The sequence below is a fragment of the Limosilactobacillus panis genome (assembly GCF_019797825.1).
Classification (GTDB): domain Bacteria; phylum Bacillota; class Bacilli; order Lactobacillales; family Lactobacillaceae; genus Limosilactobacillus; species Limosilactobacillus panis_A.
The window spans coordinates 662,728-679,695 of the sequence record NZ_CP081855.1 but is presented as its reverse complement, the minus strand read 5'-3'; the positions used below and the strand labels follow the sequence as shown (position 1 = coordinate 679,695).

General features: G+C 45.0%; 23 protein-coding genes. 11 read left to right on the top strand and 12 right to left on the bottom strand.

Annotation, left to right across the window (positions count from 1 at the left end):
* Window positions 1–33: 33 nt before the first annotated feature.
* Window positions 34–1,203, top strand: a complete 1,170-nt coding sequence (locus KZE55_RS03150) for an ROK family transcriptional regulator (RefSeq protein ID WP_222259221.1) — start codon at window positions 34–36, stop codon at window positions 1,201–1,203.
* Window positions 1,204–1,275: 72 nt separating this feature from the next.
* Here KZE55_RS03150 and KZE55_RS03145 read toward each other — a convergent pair whose 3' ends face one another.
* From KZE55_RS03145 to KZE55_RS03135, 3 genes are read right to left on the bottom strand one after another with little or no spacing between them, the layout of a single operon-like run.
* Window positions 1,276–2,454 carry an ROK family transcriptional regulator gene (locus KZE55_RS03145; protein WP_222259219.1) on the bottom strand — a complete coding sequence of 393 codons (1,179 nt, stop codon included), beginning with the start codon at window positions 2,452–2,454 and terminating at the stop codon, window positions 1,276–1,278.
* Window positions 2,455–2,513: 59 nt separating this feature from the next.
* Window positions 2,514–2,720, bottom strand: coding sequence for a hypothetical protein (locus KZE55_RS03140; protein ID WP_047766822.1), 207 nt, complete (start codon window positions 2,718–2,720; stop codon window positions 2,514–2,516).
* Window positions 2,721–2,756: 36 nt separating this feature from the next.
* On the bottom strand, window positions 2,757–4,115 hold the full coding sequence (locus KZE55_RS03135; RefSeq protein WP_222259217.1) for a glucose-6-phosphate isomerase: 1,359 nt from the start codon (window positions 4,113–4,115) through the stop codon (window positions 2,757–2,759).
* 140 nt (window positions 4,116–4,255) lie between these two features.
* Between KZE55_RS03135 and KZE55_RS03130 the strand changes: the two genes are divergently transcribed.
* Window positions 4,256–4,870 carry a sugar O-acetyltransferase gene (locus tag KZE55_RS03130; RefSeq protein WP_047766826.1) on the top strand — a complete coding sequence of 205 codons (615 nt, stop codon included), beginning with the start codon at window positions 4,256–4,258 and terminating at the stop codon, window positions 4,868–4,870.
* 88 nt (window positions 4,871–4,958) lie between these two features.
* On the opposite strand, the gene KZE55_RS03125 is transcribed toward KZE55_RS03130, so the two are convergent.
* The 9 genes from KZE55_RS03125 to KZE55_RS03085 form a co-directional block, all read right to left on the bottom strand.
* A complete protein-coding gene (locus KZE55_RS03125) occupies window positions 4,959–5,849 on the bottom strand; it encodes a GRP family sugar transporter (protein ID WP_222259215.1) in 891 nt (296 codons plus the stop codon).
* 155 nt (window positions 5,850–6,004) lie between these two features.
* Window positions 6,005–7,480 carry a sensor histidine kinase gene (locus KZE55_RS03120; RefSeq protein ID WP_222259213.1) on the bottom strand — a complete coding sequence of 492 codons (1,476 nt, stop codon included), beginning with the start codon at window positions 7,478–7,480 and terminating at the stop codon, window positions 6,005–6,007.
* Between the two features lies 1 nt (window position 7,481).
* Entirely contained in the window at window positions 7,482–8,198 is a 717-nt protein-coding gene (locus tag KZE55_RS03115) for a response regulator transcription factor (protein ID WP_222259882.1), read from the bottom strand.
* Between the two features lie 15 nt (window positions 8,199–8,213).
* Entirely contained in the window at window positions 8,214–8,720 is a 507-nt protein-coding gene (locus KZE55_RS03110) for an ECF transporter S component (RefSeq protein WP_396442467.1), read from the bottom strand.
* On the bottom strand, window positions 8,695–9,546 hold the full coding sequence (locus tag KZE55_RS03105) for a PfkB family carbohydrate kinase (protein ID WP_222259209.1): 852 nt from the start codon (window positions 9,544–9,546) through the stop codon (window positions 8,695–8,697). Before KZE55_RS03105 ends, KZE55_RS03110 begins: the two co-directional genes overlap by 26 nt.
* A gap of 609 nt (window positions 9,547–10,155) precedes the next feature.
* Window positions 10,156–11,241, bottom strand: a complete 1,086-nt coding sequence (locus KZE55_RS03100) for a tyrosine-type recombinase/integrase (protein ID WP_222259880.1) — start codon at window positions 11,239–11,241, stop codon at window positions 10,156–10,158.
* 328 nt (window positions 11,242–11,569) lie between these two features.
* On the bottom strand, window positions 11,570–12,250 hold the full coding sequence (locus KZE55_RS03095) for a hypothetical protein (RefSeq protein ID WP_222259207.1): 681 nt from the start codon (window positions 12,248–12,250) through the stop codon (window positions 11,570–11,572).
* Between the two features lie 8 nt (window positions 12,251–12,258).
* Window positions 12,259–12,642 carry a hypothetical protein gene (locus tag KZE55_RS03090; protein WP_222259205.1) on the bottom strand — a complete coding sequence of 128 codons (384 nt, stop codon included), beginning with the start codon at window positions 12,640–12,642 and terminating at the stop codon, window positions 12,259–12,261.
* A gap of 95 nt (window positions 12,643–12,737) precedes the next feature.
* Window positions 12,738–13,421 (bottom strand): helix-turn-helix domain-containing protein, encoded by a 684-nt coding sequence (locus KZE55_RS03085; RefSeq protein ID WP_222259203.1) that lies wholly within the window; start codon window positions 13,419–13,421, stop codon window positions 12,738–12,740.
* A 139-nt stretch (window positions 13,422–13,560) separates the two neighbouring features.
* Here KZE55_RS03085 and KZE55_RS03080 point away from each other — a divergent pair, with 139 nt between their 5' ends.
* The 9 genes from KZE55_RS03080 (at window position 13,561) to KZE55_RS03040 (ending at window position 16,966) form a co-directional block, all read left to right on the top strand.
* Window positions 13,561–13,746, top strand: coding sequence for a helix-turn-helix domain-containing protein (locus tag KZE55_RS03080; protein ID WP_222259201.1), 186 nt, complete (start codon window positions 13,561–13,563; stop codon window positions 13,744–13,746).
* Window positions 13,747–13,761: 15 nt separating this feature from the next.
* Window positions 13,762–14,373 carry a Rha family transcriptional regulator gene (locus KZE55_RS03075; RefSeq protein WP_222259199.1) on the top strand — a complete coding sequence of 204 codons (612 nt, stop codon included), beginning with the start codon at window positions 13,762–13,764 and terminating at the stop codon, window positions 14,371–14,373.
* A 15-nt stretch (window positions 14,374–14,388) separates the two neighbouring features.
* On the top strand, window positions 14,389–14,664 hold the full coding sequence (locus KZE55_RS03070; RefSeq protein ID WP_222259197.1) for a helix-turn-helix domain-containing protein: 276 nt from the start codon (window positions 14,389–14,391) through the stop codon (window positions 14,662–14,664).
* A gap of 50 nt (window positions 14,665–14,714) precedes the next feature.
* Window positions 14,715–14,855: a hypothetical protein gene (locus KZE55_RS03065; protein ID WP_222259195.1), complete on the top strand. Its 141-nt coding sequence runs from the start codon at window positions 14,715–14,717 to the stop codon at window positions 14,853–14,855.
* An 11-nt stretch (window positions 14,856–14,866) separates the two neighbouring features.
* Entirely contained in the window at window positions 14,867–15,055 is a 189-nt protein-coding gene (locus tag KZE55_RS03060) for a hypothetical protein (protein ID WP_222259193.1), read from the top strand.
* A complete protein-coding gene (locus KZE55_RS03055) occupies window positions 15,056–15,358 on the top strand; it encodes a hypothetical protein (RefSeq protein WP_057739619.1) in 303 nt (100 codons plus the stop codon).
* A 174-nt stretch (window positions 15,359–15,532) separates the two neighbouring features.
* On the top strand, window positions 15,533–15,742 hold the full coding sequence (locus KZE55_RS03050) for a hypothetical protein (RefSeq protein ID WP_222259191.1): 210 nt from the start codon (window positions 15,533–15,535) through the stop codon (window positions 15,740–15,742).
* Complete coding sequence (locus KZE55_RS03045) at window positions 15,733–16,209, top strand: hypothetical protein (protein WP_222259189.1); 477 nt, start codon at window positions 15,733–15,735, stop codon at window positions 16,207–16,209. The genes KZE55_RS03050 and KZE55_RS03045 overlap by 10 nt, the downstream gene beginning before the upstream one ends.
* Window positions 16,202–16,966 carry a bifunctional DNA primase/polymerase gene (locus KZE55_RS03040; protein ID WP_222259187.1) on the top strand — a complete coding sequence of 255 codons (765 nt, stop codon included), beginning with the start codon at window positions 16,202–16,204 and terminating at the stop codon, window positions 16,964–16,966. The genes KZE55_RS03045 and KZE55_RS03040 overlap by 8 nt, the downstream gene beginning before the upstream one ends.
* The last annotated feature ends 2 nt before the right edge of the window (window positions 16,967–16,968 follow it).

The window sequence follows — 16,968 nt, the reverse complement described above, 5'->3', positions numbered from 1 at the left end:
TTTTCCCAGCTTCTTACTTTGAAAGGAATCATTATGGATTATTTAATCAACCACAGTCCCACCCGTTGTATTAACCTTAGCACTGTTAAGCAGCAACTGTTTAACCATCAGGCGATTTCGCGGGCAGATATTGCTCGGTACACCGGCCTTCACCGGTCGACAATTTCCTCTTTGTTCGATGAACTTGATACTCAGGGTTACATCCACCACCTGGGCCATGGAAAGTCAACTACTGTAGGTGGTCGGAAGCCTGAACTGTACACTTTCAATGGACACTACGGTTATGTTGCCTGCTTCAATATTACCTACGCTCACCTCTATACAATGTTTCTTTACGTAAACGGCAAAGAAATCGGTTTTCAGCGCTTCGATACCTGTGGTCAAGATATTATTACTGTCATGGAACTGATTAATCGTCAGCTTCACAAGGCAGCTAATCGACACGATACGACACACGGATTGCTTGGCATCAGTATATCGATCCACGCAATCGTCGACCACAATAAGGTTACCCATTCACCTTATTACCCTATGAATGGAATCAACTTCCAACAGTATTTTACCAACCACTACCATGTTCCCGTTATCGTCGGAAACGAGGCTAACCTAGCCGCCATTTACGAACGCGATTATGCCCGCCATGTCAGTCCAGCTAACTTTATTGTTTTAAGCATCCACCGGGGTCCTGGGATTGGAGTAGTTGCCAACCACCACCTCTTCAGTGGCTTTCAGGGAAAGACCGGTGAGTTAGGAAGCGTCAAAGTCCCTAATTTGATGGGGCAATTTCAAGAGATTGGTGACTACTTGTCTGTTGACCATCTTCAGGCAGCAATCACTAAAGCCGTTGGTATTAACCCACACGCAGACTACTCGACTTTAAAACGGGTGGTTGCTACGGGCAGACCCAAGGTTGACCGTGTCATAACTTCTTTTGCGGAAGTCACAGGTCAACTGTTGTTTGATCTGCAGATGCTGTACGGGCCGGAAGAAATATTCATCAATTCCCCATTGATTGAGCTCATTCCTCAGCTTATCACAAAAATTAAAGCTACTGCTCAACAGCACGCGGTCACCATTCCCGTTTCAGTCATAAGTGGCTCCCGTTATGTTTCTCTCCTAGGCGCAGCCGCAATGATCATCCGCCAGGTAATTGAACTACCTGATCGGGACCTAGACTTTAAATGGACAACTTCAGTCGGTTAAACTAAACAAAAGTAAAGGGCCCTTATCTCTCCGGGAAACCTCCGGAGGGGCTAAGGGTCCTTTACTTTACTATTAGTCAATATTTTCGACTTCGTTTGGCCATTGAAGCTTCAACTGGAAGTCTTCTAGATTCAGCGCTTGGTGAATTGCCAACGAGCTGGCCCCCAAAAGCGAGGCCATCCGGGCGCCCTTAATCATCTTAATTGGTGAAAAGGCCCCCATCTCAATGAGCTTTCCCTGAACCTGTTTAAACAGTTCCGGAATATCTTCAAACAAGGTGGAGTTAAAGTAAACTTCCTGCGGGCCAAAGGAAACGATGGCGTTGTATGAGGCTTCCGCAATCAGTTCCATCGCATGGTCAAAGATACGCAGCACCTGACTGTCGTAATGGTAAAGCTTAACAAGCTGGTCGCTGTCGATTTCCTTGAGGCCCTTGACCTCCTTGACCTGGTTAATAATGGCATCCTCTGAACAGAGTGATTCGACTTTTACCAACTTATGGCCATTACCAGCATGGTCATTCATCAAGGTCCGGCCAATTTCTCCAGCCATTCCCCGGTTTCCCCGGTACAGGCTACCGTTGGCGATAACACCGACCCCAATTCCCCGGTGGATACTAATAGTAATCAGGTCAGAAATGTTGTCGGCCGCATAGTAGTCCTTCTCAAAGACAGCGGCCAGGTTGGCCTCGTTTTCCAGGACAACCGGGACCGCAAACTCCTTCTCGAAGTATTCTTGCAGGTCAATCCCGTTCAATTCCAGGAATGGCGAATCCAGGACCTTGTTTTGGTAGACAATCCCGTGGATGGAAAAACCAATCGCCAGAAGGCCATGCCCCGTCTGGTCGACTTTTTGCATTTTTTTGATTTCCTTCTTAATCATTTGCATGATGTTCAGAATATCAAACTGTTCGATTGGCTGACGGTTATACTGGATGATCTCCCCGTTCGTGTAGTTGAACATGGAGGCCATGTATGATGTCCCAATACTAAAGCTAGCGAAGAAGCCATAGTTGTGGTTTAAACAAACCAGGTGCGGCTTCCGGCCACCACTGCTGGTCGATTCCCCCTGGCGGACTTCTTCGATAAAGCCTTCGTCATCTAGTTCACTATAGATTGATGAAACTGTCGACTTGTTTAGGTGCAACTGACGGGCAATCTCCGCCCGGGAGGTCTCCTTGTTGTTAAAAAGCTGTTGTAAAACTAGTTTTCGGTTGTTAATTCGTGATAAATTACGGTGATCAATTGTCATATAATACTTTCCTAACTCTACCTAATTAATCCATTAAATCTATTATAACACGTGGCTAATCACTGCAAATGAAGCAGTCGCCACTCCAAATAGCAATAGAGGATGATTAAGATAACACAGTATCCCGCTGACATCCAGGCAATGATCTGCACAATTAACCAGGAGGTGATTGCGGCAATGGTTTGAAAGCAGATAGTTAAGACAATCCAGGCCACTAACCGCCGTTGGATTATCTGCCGATTTTTAATGATTTTGTTTTTCTCCATAATCAAAAAAGAGGCGTTTCACCGCCTCCGTCAATCTTATTCGTTCTTTTCCATTTCTGCCCGCAATTTCTTGCCGACTTCTTCGTAACCGGGCTTGCCCAGCAAGCCAAACATATTGGTCTTGTAGGCCTCAACCCCAGGTTGGTTGAATGGGTTAATCCCGTTCAGGTACCCAGAGATACCCATGGCAACTTCAAAGAAGTAGATCAGGTAACCGAGGGTGTATTCATTTTCTTCTGGAATGTGGACCGTCATTACCGGAACGCCACCAGCAGTGTGGGCAGCGACCACGGCTTCGTAGGCCTTGGTGTTGGCAAAGTCCATTGTCTTACCTTCCAGGTACTTCAGGCCGTCCAGGTTGTCGTCTTCACTAGGAATTTCAACATCGAAGTTAGGCTTGTCCAGCTTAACAACGGTTTCCATCAAGAAGCGGCGCCCTTCCTGGATGTATTGACCCAGGGAGTGGAGGTCGGTGGTGAAGTTAGCGCTGGATGGGTAGATTCCCTTCTGGTCCTTACCTTCGGATTCACCAGCTAATTGCTTCCACCATTCGGCAAACATCCGCATGTTTGGTTCGTAGTTTTCGAGGAGCTCTGTTTCATAGCCCTTCCGGTAAAGGATGTTCCGGTAGGCAGCGTATTGGTAAGCTTCGTTCTTGGTCAGGTCAGGGTCAACGTAGTCCTTTTCGGCTTGGGCAGCCCCTTCCATCAGCTTATCAATGTCGGCACCAGAAGCGGCGATTGGCAGGAGACCCACTGGGCAAAGGACGGAGTAACGACCACCGACCCCGTCTGGAATAACGAAGGATTCGTAGCCGTTGGCGTCGGCTTCGGTCTTCAAAGCACCCTTAGCCTTATCAGTCGTGGCATAGATCCGCTTGTTGGCTTCTTTTAGGCCATACTTTTCAATCAACTTCTTCTTGAAGATCCGGAAGGCAATTGATGGTTCCGTGGTTGTCCCAGACTTAGAAACAACGTTGACGGAGAATTCCTTGTCACCGATCAGTTGTAAGAGGTCGTGAACGTAGGTGGAGCTCAGGGAGTTACCGGCAAAGATTACTAGTGGGTACTTGCGGTCCTTGGCGCTTTGGGCCTGGTAGAAGGTGTTGTGCAAGAAGTCGATGGCCATTTGAGCACCGAGGTAGGAACCCCCGATTCCGATAACGACCAGGATGTCGGAGTCGGATTGAATCTTCTTGGCTGCCGCCTTGATCCGGGCGAACTCGTCCTTGTCGTATTCGGTTGGCAAATGGAGCCAGTCACGGAAGTCCGCCCCAGCACCGGTCCCATTACGGAGTTCGTCGTTAGCGGCATTGACCATTGCCTGCATTTCACCTAATTCGTTGTCGTGAACAAATTGTTTTAAGGCACTACTGTCAAATTTTACTGTTGTCATTTTCAGAGCCTCTTTCTTAAATTAAAAATACTTCACCACTAAATAATAGCGAATTACGAAGCCGGTTTCAATCCTTTGGGCACTTGTTGCAAACGTTTACATCATTTGTGATAATAAGGTTAACAAAGGAGTGACTTTTAATGGAACAAAATACTAAAGATATGCTCGCGGGCAAGCCCTACTGCCCGGATACCGCCGAGCTAAATCAGTTCGCGCAACTTGCCCATCGTCTTTGCCGAGATTACAACCTGACCGCCGATGAGGATACGGTTGAACGCGACACAATTATCGACCACCTCTTTTCTGACCACCAGGGAGGCGTCTACCTGCAAGGGCCCATTCACGTCGACTATGGCCGCTTTACCAGCCTTGGCAAAAACTTCTATGCCAACTTCAACCTGACAATTCTTGATACCTGCCCGGTTAAAATTGGTGATAACGTCATGTGTGGACCGAACGTTTCCATCGTCACCGCCATGCACCCACTGTGCTATTCACAACGAAACATTCGCAAGCAGGATAGTGGCCAGGTCACCGACATCGAATTCGGTAAGCCGGTGACAATTGGCAACAACTGCTGGCTGGCTTCCAACGTTACCATTTGCCCAGGAGTGACGATTGGTGACGGCTGCGTAATTGGCGCCGGGGCGGTGGTTACCCACAACATGCCGGCCGATTCCCTGGTTCTTGGGGTCCCCGCAAAGGCCGTACGCAAGATTACCGGGGCCGACCGGATGAATAACTATCCTTACTAAGACACAAAACGAGGATGGGAAGCTATCGTTCTTCCACCCTCGTTTTGTGTTTTCAAATATTATTCAGTATCGATTATTATCTTTTTGCTTAGTGGGCAAATGCGGTTAAGATACTACCGGCAACGATGAAGATAATTCCGGCAATCGTAAAGCCCATTTCACGATGGGTTTTTTGTTCATGCAGAACGAAAACCCCACCAATTGTTGCAATCACCACGTTTAACTGGGTGAAAACAAAGGCAACGTTGACCCCGAGGGCCCGTCCGGCAAAAATGTATGCCAGGGCAGCGATACCCCAAGAAAGGCCCCCAAAGATGTTGAGGTATTGTTCACGCTGCTTAAATGCAGAGATGTTTCCAGAAGCAATGGTGTAAATAACGGACCCTAACAGGATTCCCAGCATTTCCGGAAGGAAGATCCCCAGTGACTTTTCATTTGCCAACCATGGAATCTTAGGAAAGGCAGAGTAAACCCAGTAACCAAAGGTCGTAATCAGCAGGAAGAAGAAGTTTTGAATGGTGATCTTTTTTCCGCTACTTTGGTCGGTTACGGACGTCATCAAGGCACCAATGATAACAATTACCAGGGCCCCAAAACCAATCAGGCGGGCAGTGGCAGTGTGCCATTCGCCAAAGATAATTACCCCAATCAGGGAATTACCAATTAACTGGAACACCGTGGAAAGCGGGATGGTGTTTGAAACCCCCATCCGCTTAAAGGAAACGAACTGACCAATTTGACCAGTCGACCACAGGGCCCCACAGAGGACGGAAATCCAAAAGCCGCGGGCACTAACAATCACTGCATCCGGGTTTCCCGTCAAGTGAGCAATTACAAAGGCCAGCAAACCAATGATGGTGGCACCAGCCCCAATTCCAAATGTCTGGTTAACGGTGGAACCGCCGACCTTTCCAGTAATTAATGGCATAATCCCCCAACCAATGGCCGGGACCAATGCGAGTAAATAGCTTAGAAACATAACAATTCTCTCCTATCAATCAATCTACAAAGAGATAGTTTATCATACTGGAAACGCTTGCACAACCCCTATTTTTTTGGTCTACCATGTTAACCGGTTGATACTATTAATAAGTAAGTGCTTTATAAAAAATTGGCCTTGATCATAAAACTTTACTAATCATCGGCCTCTTTTTTACTGTTAAGGGCGGTCTTTTCGTCAGGAAAATAGACGGTGAATGTGCTTCCCTTTCCGTACTCACTTTGGGCAGTAATCTTACCCCCGTGGAGTTGAACAAGGCGGTGGACAATTGCCAGCCCCAGGCCCGATTCGCCGTATTTTGCATTCATCCGGGAACGGTCAGCCTTGTAATAACGTTCCCAAATATTTTCTAACTGCTCAGGGGTCATCCCGATACCGTTATCCTGAACGGTAAACTGGGTACCGTTTTCGACCTGCTTACCGCGAATCTTAATTTGACCATTTTGGGTAAACTGAATTGCGTTCTGGATGATATTAAACATAATCTGCACGAAGCGGTCATAGTCAGCATAAACCAGCAGGCCCTTAGCAACGTCAACGTCTAATGTATCACCCTGGGCCTGGGTCTTCTTACTCAGTTGTTCCTCTAGGTTCTGTAAAACTGCAGATGCGTCGAACAGCTTTCGTTCCATCGTAATCTGGTTCGTCCGAATTTTTTCGTAGTTCAGATTGTCATTTACCAGCCGAATCAGACGCTTAGTCTCGTTTTGCATTAACTCAATACTGTGTTTCTTATCTTCTTCCGGGATGACATCATACTGGAAGCCTTCTAGGATCCCATTAATCGTTGTCAGCGGGGTTCGCATCTCATGGGCAGCGTTGGCCATAAATTGGCGGCGCCGTTCCTCTTGACAATGAATTTCCTCCTGGGAGGCCTTAAGAGAAGCCGTCATCTGGTTAAAGCTCCGGCCAAGATCCCCAATCTCATCCTTTCCCAGAGCGGGCAGTTGAACATCATAGTTTCCCCTTGCCACTTGAGCGGTTACCTGCTGGAGGTTACGGACCCGCCGCGTGATTGAACGGGCAAAAAAATAGCTCACTAGTAAGGTTAACAGGCCGGCCACCAGCAGGGCCATGATTAGGTTGATCTTAATCTGGTGCATGTTTTGCTCAATCGACGACACGAAAGTAGCGATGGCGACCACAGCAACCAACCTATTTTTAACCCGGTAAGGCCGTATGATTTCCGTCATCTGCGGAAGGCGGGTATCGGCGACCTTGCGGGAAAGTTGGGGGGTGGCAATTCGGACGTAGATGGTCTTCCCTTTCTTTAACTTTGCCCACTTGTCAGCAGTGATCGTGGGGGTAAAGCCGTTGCTCGCAAAGACCTGGTTATGGGTCGCATCATAGATAGCGAAGTGGACATTCTGGTCGGACAAGAGCTTAGCGTTGCTATTCAAAGCCGGCGAGGCAAAGCCCTCAAAGCTATGGTCACTGGGGTTGTAACGGATGGCATCCTGGACAAGACTGTCGGCATCATTCCGCAGCTGGAACCAGGCGTTATGGTAGAGGGTCCGATTTGTAACGTTAATGAACGAGAAGCTGAGGATGATCATCAATAACATAATGATCGCAAAGAAGCTCAGCATTAAACGATACATTAATTTCATTTTAGTTATTCTCATCATCAAACTTATAGCCTACTCCCCAAACGGTTTTAATCACCTGCGGGCCTAGATCTTCCAACTTTTGACGGAGCTTTTTAATGTGGGCATCAACAGTTCGTTCATCCCCGTAATACTCGTAGTCCCAGACAAGCTGTAACAATTGTTCGCGGGTGAATACCTGGCGGGGCTTGCTGGCCAGAGTCTTCAGAAGGTCAAACTCCTTGGGGGTCAGGTCGGTGATCTGCTTATCGTAGAGGTATACTTCCCGGGTCTCGGTGTTCATCCGGAAGTGTTTCGTTTGGACATCAAAGCCACTATCGCCCTTTTGCTGGGCTGAATTAGCGGTCTTACCGAGTTGACTCCGCCGATAGAGGGCCTTAATACGGGCAATCAGGGTAATTGCGCTAAAGGGCTTGGTAACATAATCGTCTGCCCCAATTTTGAGGCCGAGGACCTGGTCACTTTCCGTGTCCCGCGCCGTTAGCATAATCAACGGCACGGTAGATGAAATGCGGCGGATATCAGCAGCAACCTGCATACCATCTTTCTTAGGAAGGTTCAGGTCCAACAGGATAATGTCCCATTTGTCGGGATCCGCTTTAAACTTCTCTTCCGCCTCGATCCCATCGTAAGCAAATTCGTAGTACCAGTTTTGCTTTTTAAGAAACATTGCCATCATTTCACAAACAGAATGGTTGTCTTCAATCATTAATATGTTCATCATTATCTTCCTCTCTTATTTAAAAGACAGGTGCAAATTACGTTTCAAAGGGCGTTCAAACAACGCGGCTACTACCGCCCCAAGAACTCCCTGGAGGGTGTTAGGAATTACGCCAAGGGCGCTTGTACTCCAGGAGTAAAGAATAGCATCTGCAAAGAAGTAGCAGACCACCATGACTACCACCCCGAAGACTAAGCCGAGAAGCTGCCCCCAGCGATTCGGGAACCACCGTATCAGCCAGCCGGCAACTAAGCCTTCCAGTCCGTGAGCAATGAAGGAAAACGGGGCGTACTGACCGAATCCAGACAAGAGGTCAAGGAAGAGGCCTGCGCTGCCGCCAATAATTCCTCCGTACCAGGGCCCTAGGAGCAACGCCCCAACAAAAATTGCCGCATCACAAAGATTAACGTTCCCATGGGTCCAGGGCAATGGAATCAGGAAAACCCGGCCAAAAACGATTGACAGGGCAATCAACATCGCCGCCAGGGTTAGCTTCTTAGTAGTTTGCTGCGTTTTCACAATTCTCGTCCTCCCTTGATAAGTAGGCAAGTAGTTTTTGCATTTTCATTCCGTACCGCCGGCCTTGATTATTTAAAAGTTGAGTTTCTTCAACAGCAACTGCTAGCGCTTGACTGGCTTTTTCAACTGCCCCTTCTAGTGGGCACCCCTGTGCCAGGTAACCGCACAGCAAGGCGGCAAAAGCATCGCCGCTCCCGTAAAAATGCCCGGGACAGCGCGGCGAATCAAACCAACGATAGCCAGCTTTAGAACAGAGGCAACAGCTGACCTGCTCCCCCCTGACGATTCCCGTTACTACCACGGCCGCAGAAATACCCGCTACCCGCAGTTGGGCGATTAGGTCGGAAAGGAGACCGACTTTGAACCTCTGGGGTTGCTTACCGGCTAGAAGGCATAACTCCGTCCAGTTAGGTGTAATTACGGTTGCCCGCCTACACAACTCTTCGAGCGCACTGGGGAGCTTGGATGAAAGGCCAGGGTAAAGCTTACCTTCGTCAGCCATCACCGGATCAACTACCCGGATTGGGGGATGGTAGTGATCAAGAAGCCGGGCAATCGAATGGGCCAGCGCTGGGTTCCCCAAGTAGCCAATCAAGGCACTATCGAGGACAAGGCCGGCGTGATCCCATTGGTTAATGGCTTGCGGTAACCAATGCTGGGTATCAATAGCAACGGGCTGACCAAAGCCTTCCGTTTGCGTGGAAAGGACTGCGGTAGGTAATAGGGCAGTTGACTTCCCCATTGCTTGGAGGATAGTTGTCGCTGCCACCATGGAAATCTGTCCCAGGGCAGTAAAGTCCTCAATTACTAACGTTGGTTTAACTGTCACCCGTGCCACCTCTTTCCCTTAGCTTAACCATCATTATATACTTTTCTCCATTCCTTTTGAAAGGTAGCAAGCTCGAAAGCCGGTTTAGGCAATTTTAAATAGCGGCTTATTAATGGCCGACACGTATACATTGACGATACAGAAAAACCGTCCAGCCGAAGCTAGACGGTCGTCCAAGTCGCTAAACCATGCTATAATATAGTCAATCGTAAAATATATTATATTCAACAATTAGGCTGATAGCTTAACGGTAGCGCTCTTGTTCTGGTGTACTGCAATACACCACCAGCCAAGTGCAACAAAGAACGTCGCCAAAAAGGGTCAGTCCTTTCATATTGAGCTTGTGCATTGGTGGTAGCCAGTGCACTTTTTATTATCGCAAAATTTAAAATAAAAAAAACCATCACATTTTGTCATGATGGCCACGCCCAAGCAATATTTACTTTCTATACAACATTTAATTGAAAGTTGTATTTTCTGAAAGTCTACTATACCGACGTTTTGAAGTTGCTTACTACTCAACGCAACCCAATTATGGAGATGACGACCATACACGACCCTTATATACCGGGCTTTATGGTACTTTTTTCCGCACTTTTTCCGCATTACTCATAATTCCGCTAATTTGTCGATAATAAGCGTGTCATTTTTTGCCTTATATTCCTCTATTAAATAGGAATAAGTTTTCAACGTAACCGTGATATTTGAATGCCCCAGCCTTTTCGATATGGCATAAATATCTACGCCCTTACCTAATAGGTAGGCAACATGAACGTGGCGCAGTGAGTGAAAATGGAAGCCTTGCTTTTTTAGCTTACATGAAGCCATAATAGAACGTAAACATTTATTCAGAGCGTTACTTGTGGGGATGGTCCCCAGTACATTCTGAAATACCATAACCGATTGATTAGCTTTTAGATCAGCTAAGTGATTGAGCAACTCACGATTGACCTTGATCGTCCGTTTACTTGATTCAGTTTTAGTTGATTTGAAAGCTTTTTTCTTTTCGTCCCACGATTTACTTATGCTGATCGTAGCATGGAGAAAGTCTATATCTTTCCATGTGAGCGCTTGTATTTCACTCTTTCGCATTCCCGTGTAAATAGCGGTCAAGATCATATAACGGCTGGTATTGTAACGATTAAGCTTGCCAACTATAGCAGTTTTAAGAGTTACTAGCTCATCATTGGTAAGATACTCTACTTTATATTCCCGTTCCTTGTTATTAACCAATTTGACGTTGTGGGTAAAGTCTTTCGTTATTACATCATCATCAATCGCATAGCCCACACAGGAACGAATGGCACCATTTAACTTAGAAACACTGGACATTGCGTGCTTGGTCCCGTACTCATTAATGAATTGCTGATAATCAGAACGACGAATGGCCCGCAACTTATTATCACCAAAATAGTTACTGATTACCTTGTGGAAAATTTCATATCGACTTTTAGAAATACCAGAAAGCCCGTTCTGTTTGTAAGCTTCATACCAGCGCTGGTAATAATCAGCTAGTGATATATCTTTTAACGGTTGATTGATTGCATTAAGCTTCTTTTCCAGAGTAACGGCAGCAGATACCGCTTCACGTTTTAACTTAAAGCACCCGGCAGATTTTTGCCGCCGCTTCCCGTTCTCGTCACGATATACCGCAACGCCGTAGTATCCTTTTTTAGCTTTCCTTACATAACTCATAAGATAACCCCTTTTCATTCGCACAGCTCCCCAGCGTGGCAATGAGAGGGGGATTTAATTGACGAGGATCCAATTTTGGATTCTCCTCAATTGCTTATGAGCGGACCAGGCCGGACGTGTACCCGGTTCGGTCCATGATATGAATAGCATCCCCAGAAGTGGGGAAAAGTTAACGAGCGCAATTTTGAGCTGGTTGGTATTCTGGTAGCATTTCAAAGGCGGAGATGGGTTCCCATATAATACCGTCGTGAATTGCGATGGTTGGTCAAACTATCGACACCTTAGATTTATCAGCGGTTGGTAATTTATTTGGGGCAATTTCCGAACCTTATTTCTTAATGAGTTTAATTTGCTGAAGGTCGGTATTTAACGTCTGGCCGTTTGAGAGATTAGCGGTAACATGGGTAACTTGTCCAGAGTCTGAATCGGATTCAGTACCAAGAATTTCGTTAACATCACCATCAGAAGTTGTTAAATTACCGCTACCTTGCATAGCTTTGATTTCATATCGGCCAGGCTTAATATCTTGACCAACCTTCCATGAACCAGCAGACAAAGTAGTTTGATATTTAGGCTTTGACGTTGGCTTGAAATCAGCTGACTGGATACCTTCTAGCTTAATGGTTTCGCCCTTGTGAAGGTCGGTAGTATATGAGGTAATCTGCCCAGCGTCATCATCTTCTGAAGTACCTAAGATTACGTTGATACTTCCAGACTTGTTAGTAAAATTACCGCTACCGTTTGTTGCCGTAACAACATACCGACCAGGCTTGATGTCTTGACCTACTTTATAGGTTCCTGCACCTAGCGTTACCTCTTTGGCTGTATTCTTTACTGGTTTGCTTGTGGCACTTGAACTACTGGATGAACTTGAAGAATCGTCACTACCAGCTGCTGATCCAATAACAAATATTAAAATTACAACGAGTACCCAAACCCACCAGCGCTTATACCAGGGCTTTACTTGTACATATGTATTTCCATCTTTATCAACCATCTTTTTAGCCATAATAAAACCTACTTCCTAATTAAAATTAAAACACCATCAATTGCGTAGACTATTCCAGGAATGATGCCATATTCCCCACACATAAAAAGAATGATTAGCCCAAATACGAGAATGAGCCATCCAATTAATGTCCGCTTTTTATTAATAAAAAACACGAGAACAAAAGCGGCTATGGCGAGAACTAGCCCTAACATCATTTTAGCGGTATAGTATCCGCCGCCACCAAAGGCATCAGCAACGCTGGCAGCCCCAAAGCTACCGCCGATACATACAACAGACAGAATAATAGCAATAATCCCGATAACAATTTCGAGTGTACGCTTGCGATCAGAATTGCTTGGGGTTACTTGTTTATAGACGTTTCCCTCATTGTCTTTGATCTTTTTAGCCAAAATAATTCCTCCCAGTAGCTTTTAACGTCGATCACGCTTGGACGTAATTGGTATTTTTCACGTTAACCTTAATAGACCGAGAGTTAGGAAATATATTATTGATTATCGCTATTTTCTTGATTCATTAATTGTTTAACCTTATTATCCATAGCTTTTCTAAAAGACTTATCTTTAGATACATTCAGCATTGTTGCTACGATCACTGAAATTTGAAGCCAAGATTTTCTTAATTTTGAATTTCTAGTTGATATATCGTCATTTCTATTAATAGATTCCCAAGTTTTATTATTTACAGAAGTAAGAAAATCATTTAAATAACTGAATAAAAGGTTACGACTTTTAGAAGCTTCTTGGTCTAACTTATTAAAAGCTAACAGAGTCTGAGATAAGCTTTCAGCATTTTGCAAAAAAGAACCTACAGAATCTTTAGTTTTATCGTCAAATTCTTTTGAAGAATAATATTCTTCATCGTGAGAATCTATACCTTCGTTAATCTGATCTATAAATTTATTGAATTTTTCTAAGTGATCGGCTTTCATTCTTAAAGGCCAATCATCAGTGAAAGATAAACTGTCTCCACTAATACCTTGTAAGTACGTTACAGGAACCCGAAAAAAGTCAGCTAATTTTACCCATGTTCCCATTTTTGGCTCCCTATCACCTCTCTCATACTTTCCCAAAGCGTCAGCAGATATTTTAAAATTGTTTTTAGCTAGCTCTTCACTTAATTGCTTAAGAGTTAGCTTTTTCTTTTTTCGACATTCTCTAATTCTATTCATAGCTTTATACCTCATAACAATTACAGAATAACATAAAATAACCAAAAATAATACATTATGTCTTGACAATACAAAACGTATTATTTAATATAAAGCTGTCAATCAAAAGACAAAATGTATTTTTAAGGGGGCGAAAAACATGACCGAGTATTTTAGCTACCAACAGGCCATGAAATATATTGGCGTGAAGTCACCAGCTACTTTACGAAAGTATATTTCGGATGGTTTACCAACCATTAAAGTTGGTAAATCTAAGCGCATCGCTAAAGCTGATATTGATAAGTTCATGGCCGAACATCGTGTAGTAGCAACACAAGACAAGTAAGGGGATGAATTATTAATGAACAATCTAGTTTTCATGCACGGCTTGAATGAAGAGCCGTATACCACAGATAAGATCATCGCAGAATGTAGTAATAATCAATCGAAAGTAGTTAAGAACCTTATCCGCAATCACAAAAACGATTTAGAAGAGTTTGGAATTTTGCATTTTGAAAATGCTAAATTACCCGGACGAGGACGGCCGCAAAAGACTTACCACCTTAACGAACAGCAAGCTACTTTATTGATTACTTACCTGGACAACACACCGCAGGTAAACCAATTCAAAAAGAACTTGGTTCGTGAGTTCTACCGCATGAAGAAAGAATTAACCCAGCGTCAAATTAACCGGGCAATCGGCAAACCACAACGAAAATCATTAACGGACGCTATCAAAGAATGGCCGCAAGCTCCCAAACATATCTATATCAATATGACCCAGTTACTTCTTAAACGTGCTACGGGCCTAACTGCTCAGCAAATTAAAAAGAGCCGCAACGTCAAGACGGCCCTTGATGGATTGACTATCAAAGAACAAGAACGTTACAGCCAATTGGAAAATATTGCTATCGGTTTAGTTGGACTAAATAAGACGTGGAACGAAGTAAAGGGTGTTCTGCTCTTAGCGTGATTGGAGGTGAAAGTTATGGATATTGGAGTAAAGCTACCGCCGGAATTAGAGCGGGCCACTTTTTCAATGGTCAAGGCTGCTATTGAACAGGTGGTGGCAGATACAAAGGCAACAAACCACTGGCCAGAGTATATGAACCAACGGCAGGCTGCTAAGTATCTGGGGACTTCACCAGGTACCCTCATCAAGTGGGAAAGAGCAGACATTAACTTCCCCACCATCACAATCGAAGGCAGCAAGCACTACTGTAAATCATCCCTTGACCAGTGGATGAAGTCACAACAACAGTAAAAGAATTAACGCACAGCGCCCCAGCGTGCAATGAGAGGTAATTAATCACGATGAAAGCATTACGCACTATTGATAATCAAATACTGGCCTTCTGGTATACGGAACCAAGTGACCGCTTGTGGGCTTACCTAGCAACGTTTGTACCAGTAGCAGCCTTTATTATTGGCACAGTCGCTCAATTTACTAATTAGGGGGTAACGATATGAAGCTAAGTAAGGACGACAAGTTATTAAAGAGTTCGCTTCTTTCTGACATTGAAGGCAATATCAAGACGCTAAATGGCACCGGTAAAACATACACCGACGGTCAAGAGGTTAGCGCCCTCACCTTGATTGATGAAAGTATCCAGGAACTAGCAGAGCTTAAAGACCTATTGAAGGGGGCCGAGTAGATGGAACATTTAGACAAGGACGAGCAGCGAATTATGGAGCTACTACCAAGAGGAATTGATCGACCACGCCCGTTGAAAGAGATTATGAAGATTACGGGTTGGAGCAGCCGCCGGATTCGCTTAACCATCAATCGTCTGATCGTACTTCACCACAAGCCAATCGGAGCGGTATACCGGAAGCCCCATAACGGTTACTTCATTATCACTAACGACGAGGAACGGCAGCTAGCATTGGAACCGCTGGCCTCACAGATCGCTGAATTGAAAAAACGGACACAAATAATCAGAGGCGTTGAGTTTTAGAAAGTAAATGATGATTATGTTTCATGAAATAAAAAAGCCGTTAACGCTGACTAACTACCACATCAAACAGCATTAACAGGCTCACAAATATAGACATAGCGGCAATATGTACCGCCTTGTCTATTCTATCATGAAGCAATTCAGTGGGGGACATCCCCAGAAAGGAATAAGACAATGACAAATAGTAATTATAAATTCATGTTAGCGGACGACCACAAGGGCAACAAGATACTCGCAATAATTAAGGGTGATTTTACGGCTGATCTAGTAAGTCAAGCTAAGATCATCGACGATAGCCGTTTTAAGGACACCGCAGACCAGCTCAAGCACATTATTGACACTTCTAGCGTTAAAGAAATGGATGGTGACAAATCATGCAATTAATCACCCTTACAGCCCCAGACGGCCACTGGGAACAGTGGGATATTAACTTAACCATCCACGCCTTGCGATTGTTAAAAAGGTACCTGGAGGACGCAGACAGCGGACACGCTATCAATCCTCTAGCCAAACAAGTAGAAGCCTTTACCGGGACTGACTTATCACGTGTCGCTAATTGCTTAACTTATGCACTGGCAATTAAGCATAATCTTTTCTACAAGTTACAACTAATTACTAGCGATGAAACGCAGTTGCCACGAATTTACATCATGCTAAGAGAAATGGACCAAGCATCCCCTATCAAGCGGAATAATTCCAGACGGCTGGCAGCAAATCGGGACCTATTCGCTTCAATTCAACAAGTGACTAACCGGGACCAACAGATCATCAGGGAATTAGAAGCACTCATCAAGCTTTTCATGGATGGTGAATTAAACTACCCCAGTTTGGAGATGACCAGCAATGGATAAATTACAGAGCGCACTCAAATACGCAAGATTAGGCTATTCAGTTTTACCAATGAAGGGTAAACATCCCCTAATCAAGTTCGCAGGCCGCCCGGCACTCACTACCGACCAGATAAAGGAATACTGGACTAAATACCCTACCGCCAATATTGCATTACGTACTACCAGCTTTTTCGTGGTGGATATTGATACGAAAAAAGCACATGGCAAGGACGGAATGAAGTCCATTAAACAGTTACCATCTGGCGTTATATTGCCCACCCGGACACAAAAAACAGCAAGTGGTGGTTATCAAATGTTTTACATGAAACCACCAGACAGCCACTTAACGCAGGCAATTGGTCTGCTGCCAGGCGTTGACATCAAGGCACACCCTAATAATTACGTGCTAGTGCCACCGTCAACAACAGAAAAAGGTGAGTACAGGTGGCTTAACGCTACCGCAGCAATAAAACAGCCAAGTCAAACCCTATTAAAGATGATTTATAACCACCATCCTACCGTGAGAGAACCACGCCAGGCTAGTTACCAGGCAAAAAAGAAATGGACCGGAATGGTGCTAGACAACATCGTTACAGGAGCGCCAGAGGGTTGTCGCAATGATTACCTAACTCGCTTGTGTGGGCAGATGATACACGCAGGCGCAGAGAATGAAACCGTTTGGACATTGCTAAACTATGCTAACCAATTCAATACACCGCCGTTGGATGATACCGAAGTTGGTAGGATTGTTGCCAGCGTCTTAAAAGAGGAGTTGTGAAA

Bases quoted from the DNA above. Each gene is read 5' to 3' on its own strand.
- KZE55_RS03100 (WP_222259880.1), bottom strand. From the start codon at position 11,241: ATGAGTTATGTAAGGAAAGCTAAAAAAGGATACTACGGCGTTGCGGTA.
- KZE55_RS03075 (WP_222259199.1), top strand. From the start codon at position 13,762: ATGAACAATCTAGTTTTCATGCACGGCTTGAATGAAGAGCCGTATACC.
- KZE55_RS03055 (WP_057739619.1), top strand. From the start codon at position 15,056: ATGGAACATTTAGACAAGGACGAGCAGCGAATTATGGAGCTACTACCA.
- KZE55_RS03050 (WP_222259191.1), top strand. From the start codon at position 15,533: ATGACAAATAGTAATTATAAATTCATGTTAGCGGACGACCACAAGGGC.
- KZE55_RS03065 (WP_222259195.1), top strand. From the start codon at position 14,715: ATGAAAGCATTACGCACTATTGATAATCAAATACTGGCCTTCTGGTAT.
- KZE55_RS03070 (WP_222259197.1), top strand. From the start codon at position 14,389: ATGGATATTGGAGTAAAGCTACCGCCGGAATTAGAGCGGGCCACTTTT.
- KZE55_RS03115 (WP_222259882.1), bottom strand. From the start codon at position 8,198: ATGAACATATTAATGATTGAAGACAACCATTCTGTTTGTGAAATGATG.
- KZE55_RS03150 (WP_222259221.1), top strand. From the start codon at position 34: ATGGATTATTTAATCAACCACAGTCCCACCCGTTGTATTAACCTTAGC.
- KZE55_RS03135 (WP_222259217.1), bottom strand. From the start codon at position 4,115: ATGACAACAGTAAAATTTGACAGTAGTGCCTTAAAACAATTTGTTCAC.
- KZE55_RS03125 (WP_222259215.1), bottom strand. From the start codon at position 5,849: ATGTTTCTAAGCTATTTACTCGCATTGGTCCCGGCCATTGGTTGGGGG.
- KZE55_RS03060 (WP_222259193.1), top strand. From the start codon at position 14,867: ATGAAGCTAAGTAAGGACGACAAGTTATTAAAGAGTTCGCTTCTTTCT.
- KZE55_RS03095 (WP_222259207.1), bottom strand. From the start codon at position 12,250: ATGGCTAAAAAGATGGTTGATAAAGATGGAAATACATATGTACAAGTA.
- KZE55_RS03045 (WP_222259189.1), top strand. From the start codon at position 15,733: ATGCAATTAATCACCCTTACAGCCCCAGACGGCCACTGGGAACAGTGG.
- KZE55_RS03140 (WP_047766822.1), bottom strand. From the start codon at position 2,720: ATGGAGAAAAACAAAATCATTAAAAATCGGCAGATAATCCAACGGCGG.
- KZE55_RS03145 (WP_222259219.1), bottom strand. From the start codon at position 2,454: ATGACAATTGATCACCGTAATTTATCACGAATTAACAACCGAAAACTA.
- KZE55_RS03130 (WP_047766826.1), top strand. From the start codon at position 4,256: ATGGAACAAAATACTAAAGATATGCTCGCGGGCAAGCCCTACTGCCCG.
- KZE55_RS03040 (WP_222259187.1), top strand. From the start codon at position 16,202: ATGGATAAATTACAGAGCGCACTCAAATACGCAAGATTAGGCTATTCA.
- KZE55_RS03085 (WP_222259203.1), bottom strand. From the start codon at position 13,421: ATGAATAGAATTAGAGAATGTCGAAAAAAGAAAAAGCTAACTCTTAAG.
- KZE55_RS03080 (WP_222259201.1), top strand. From the start codon at position 13,561: ATGACCGAGTATTTTAGCTACCAACAGGCCATGAAATATATTGGCGTG.
- KZE55_RS03120 (WP_222259213.1), bottom strand. From the start codon at position 7,480: ATGAAATTAATGTATCGTTTAATGCTGAGCTTCTTTGCGATCATTATG.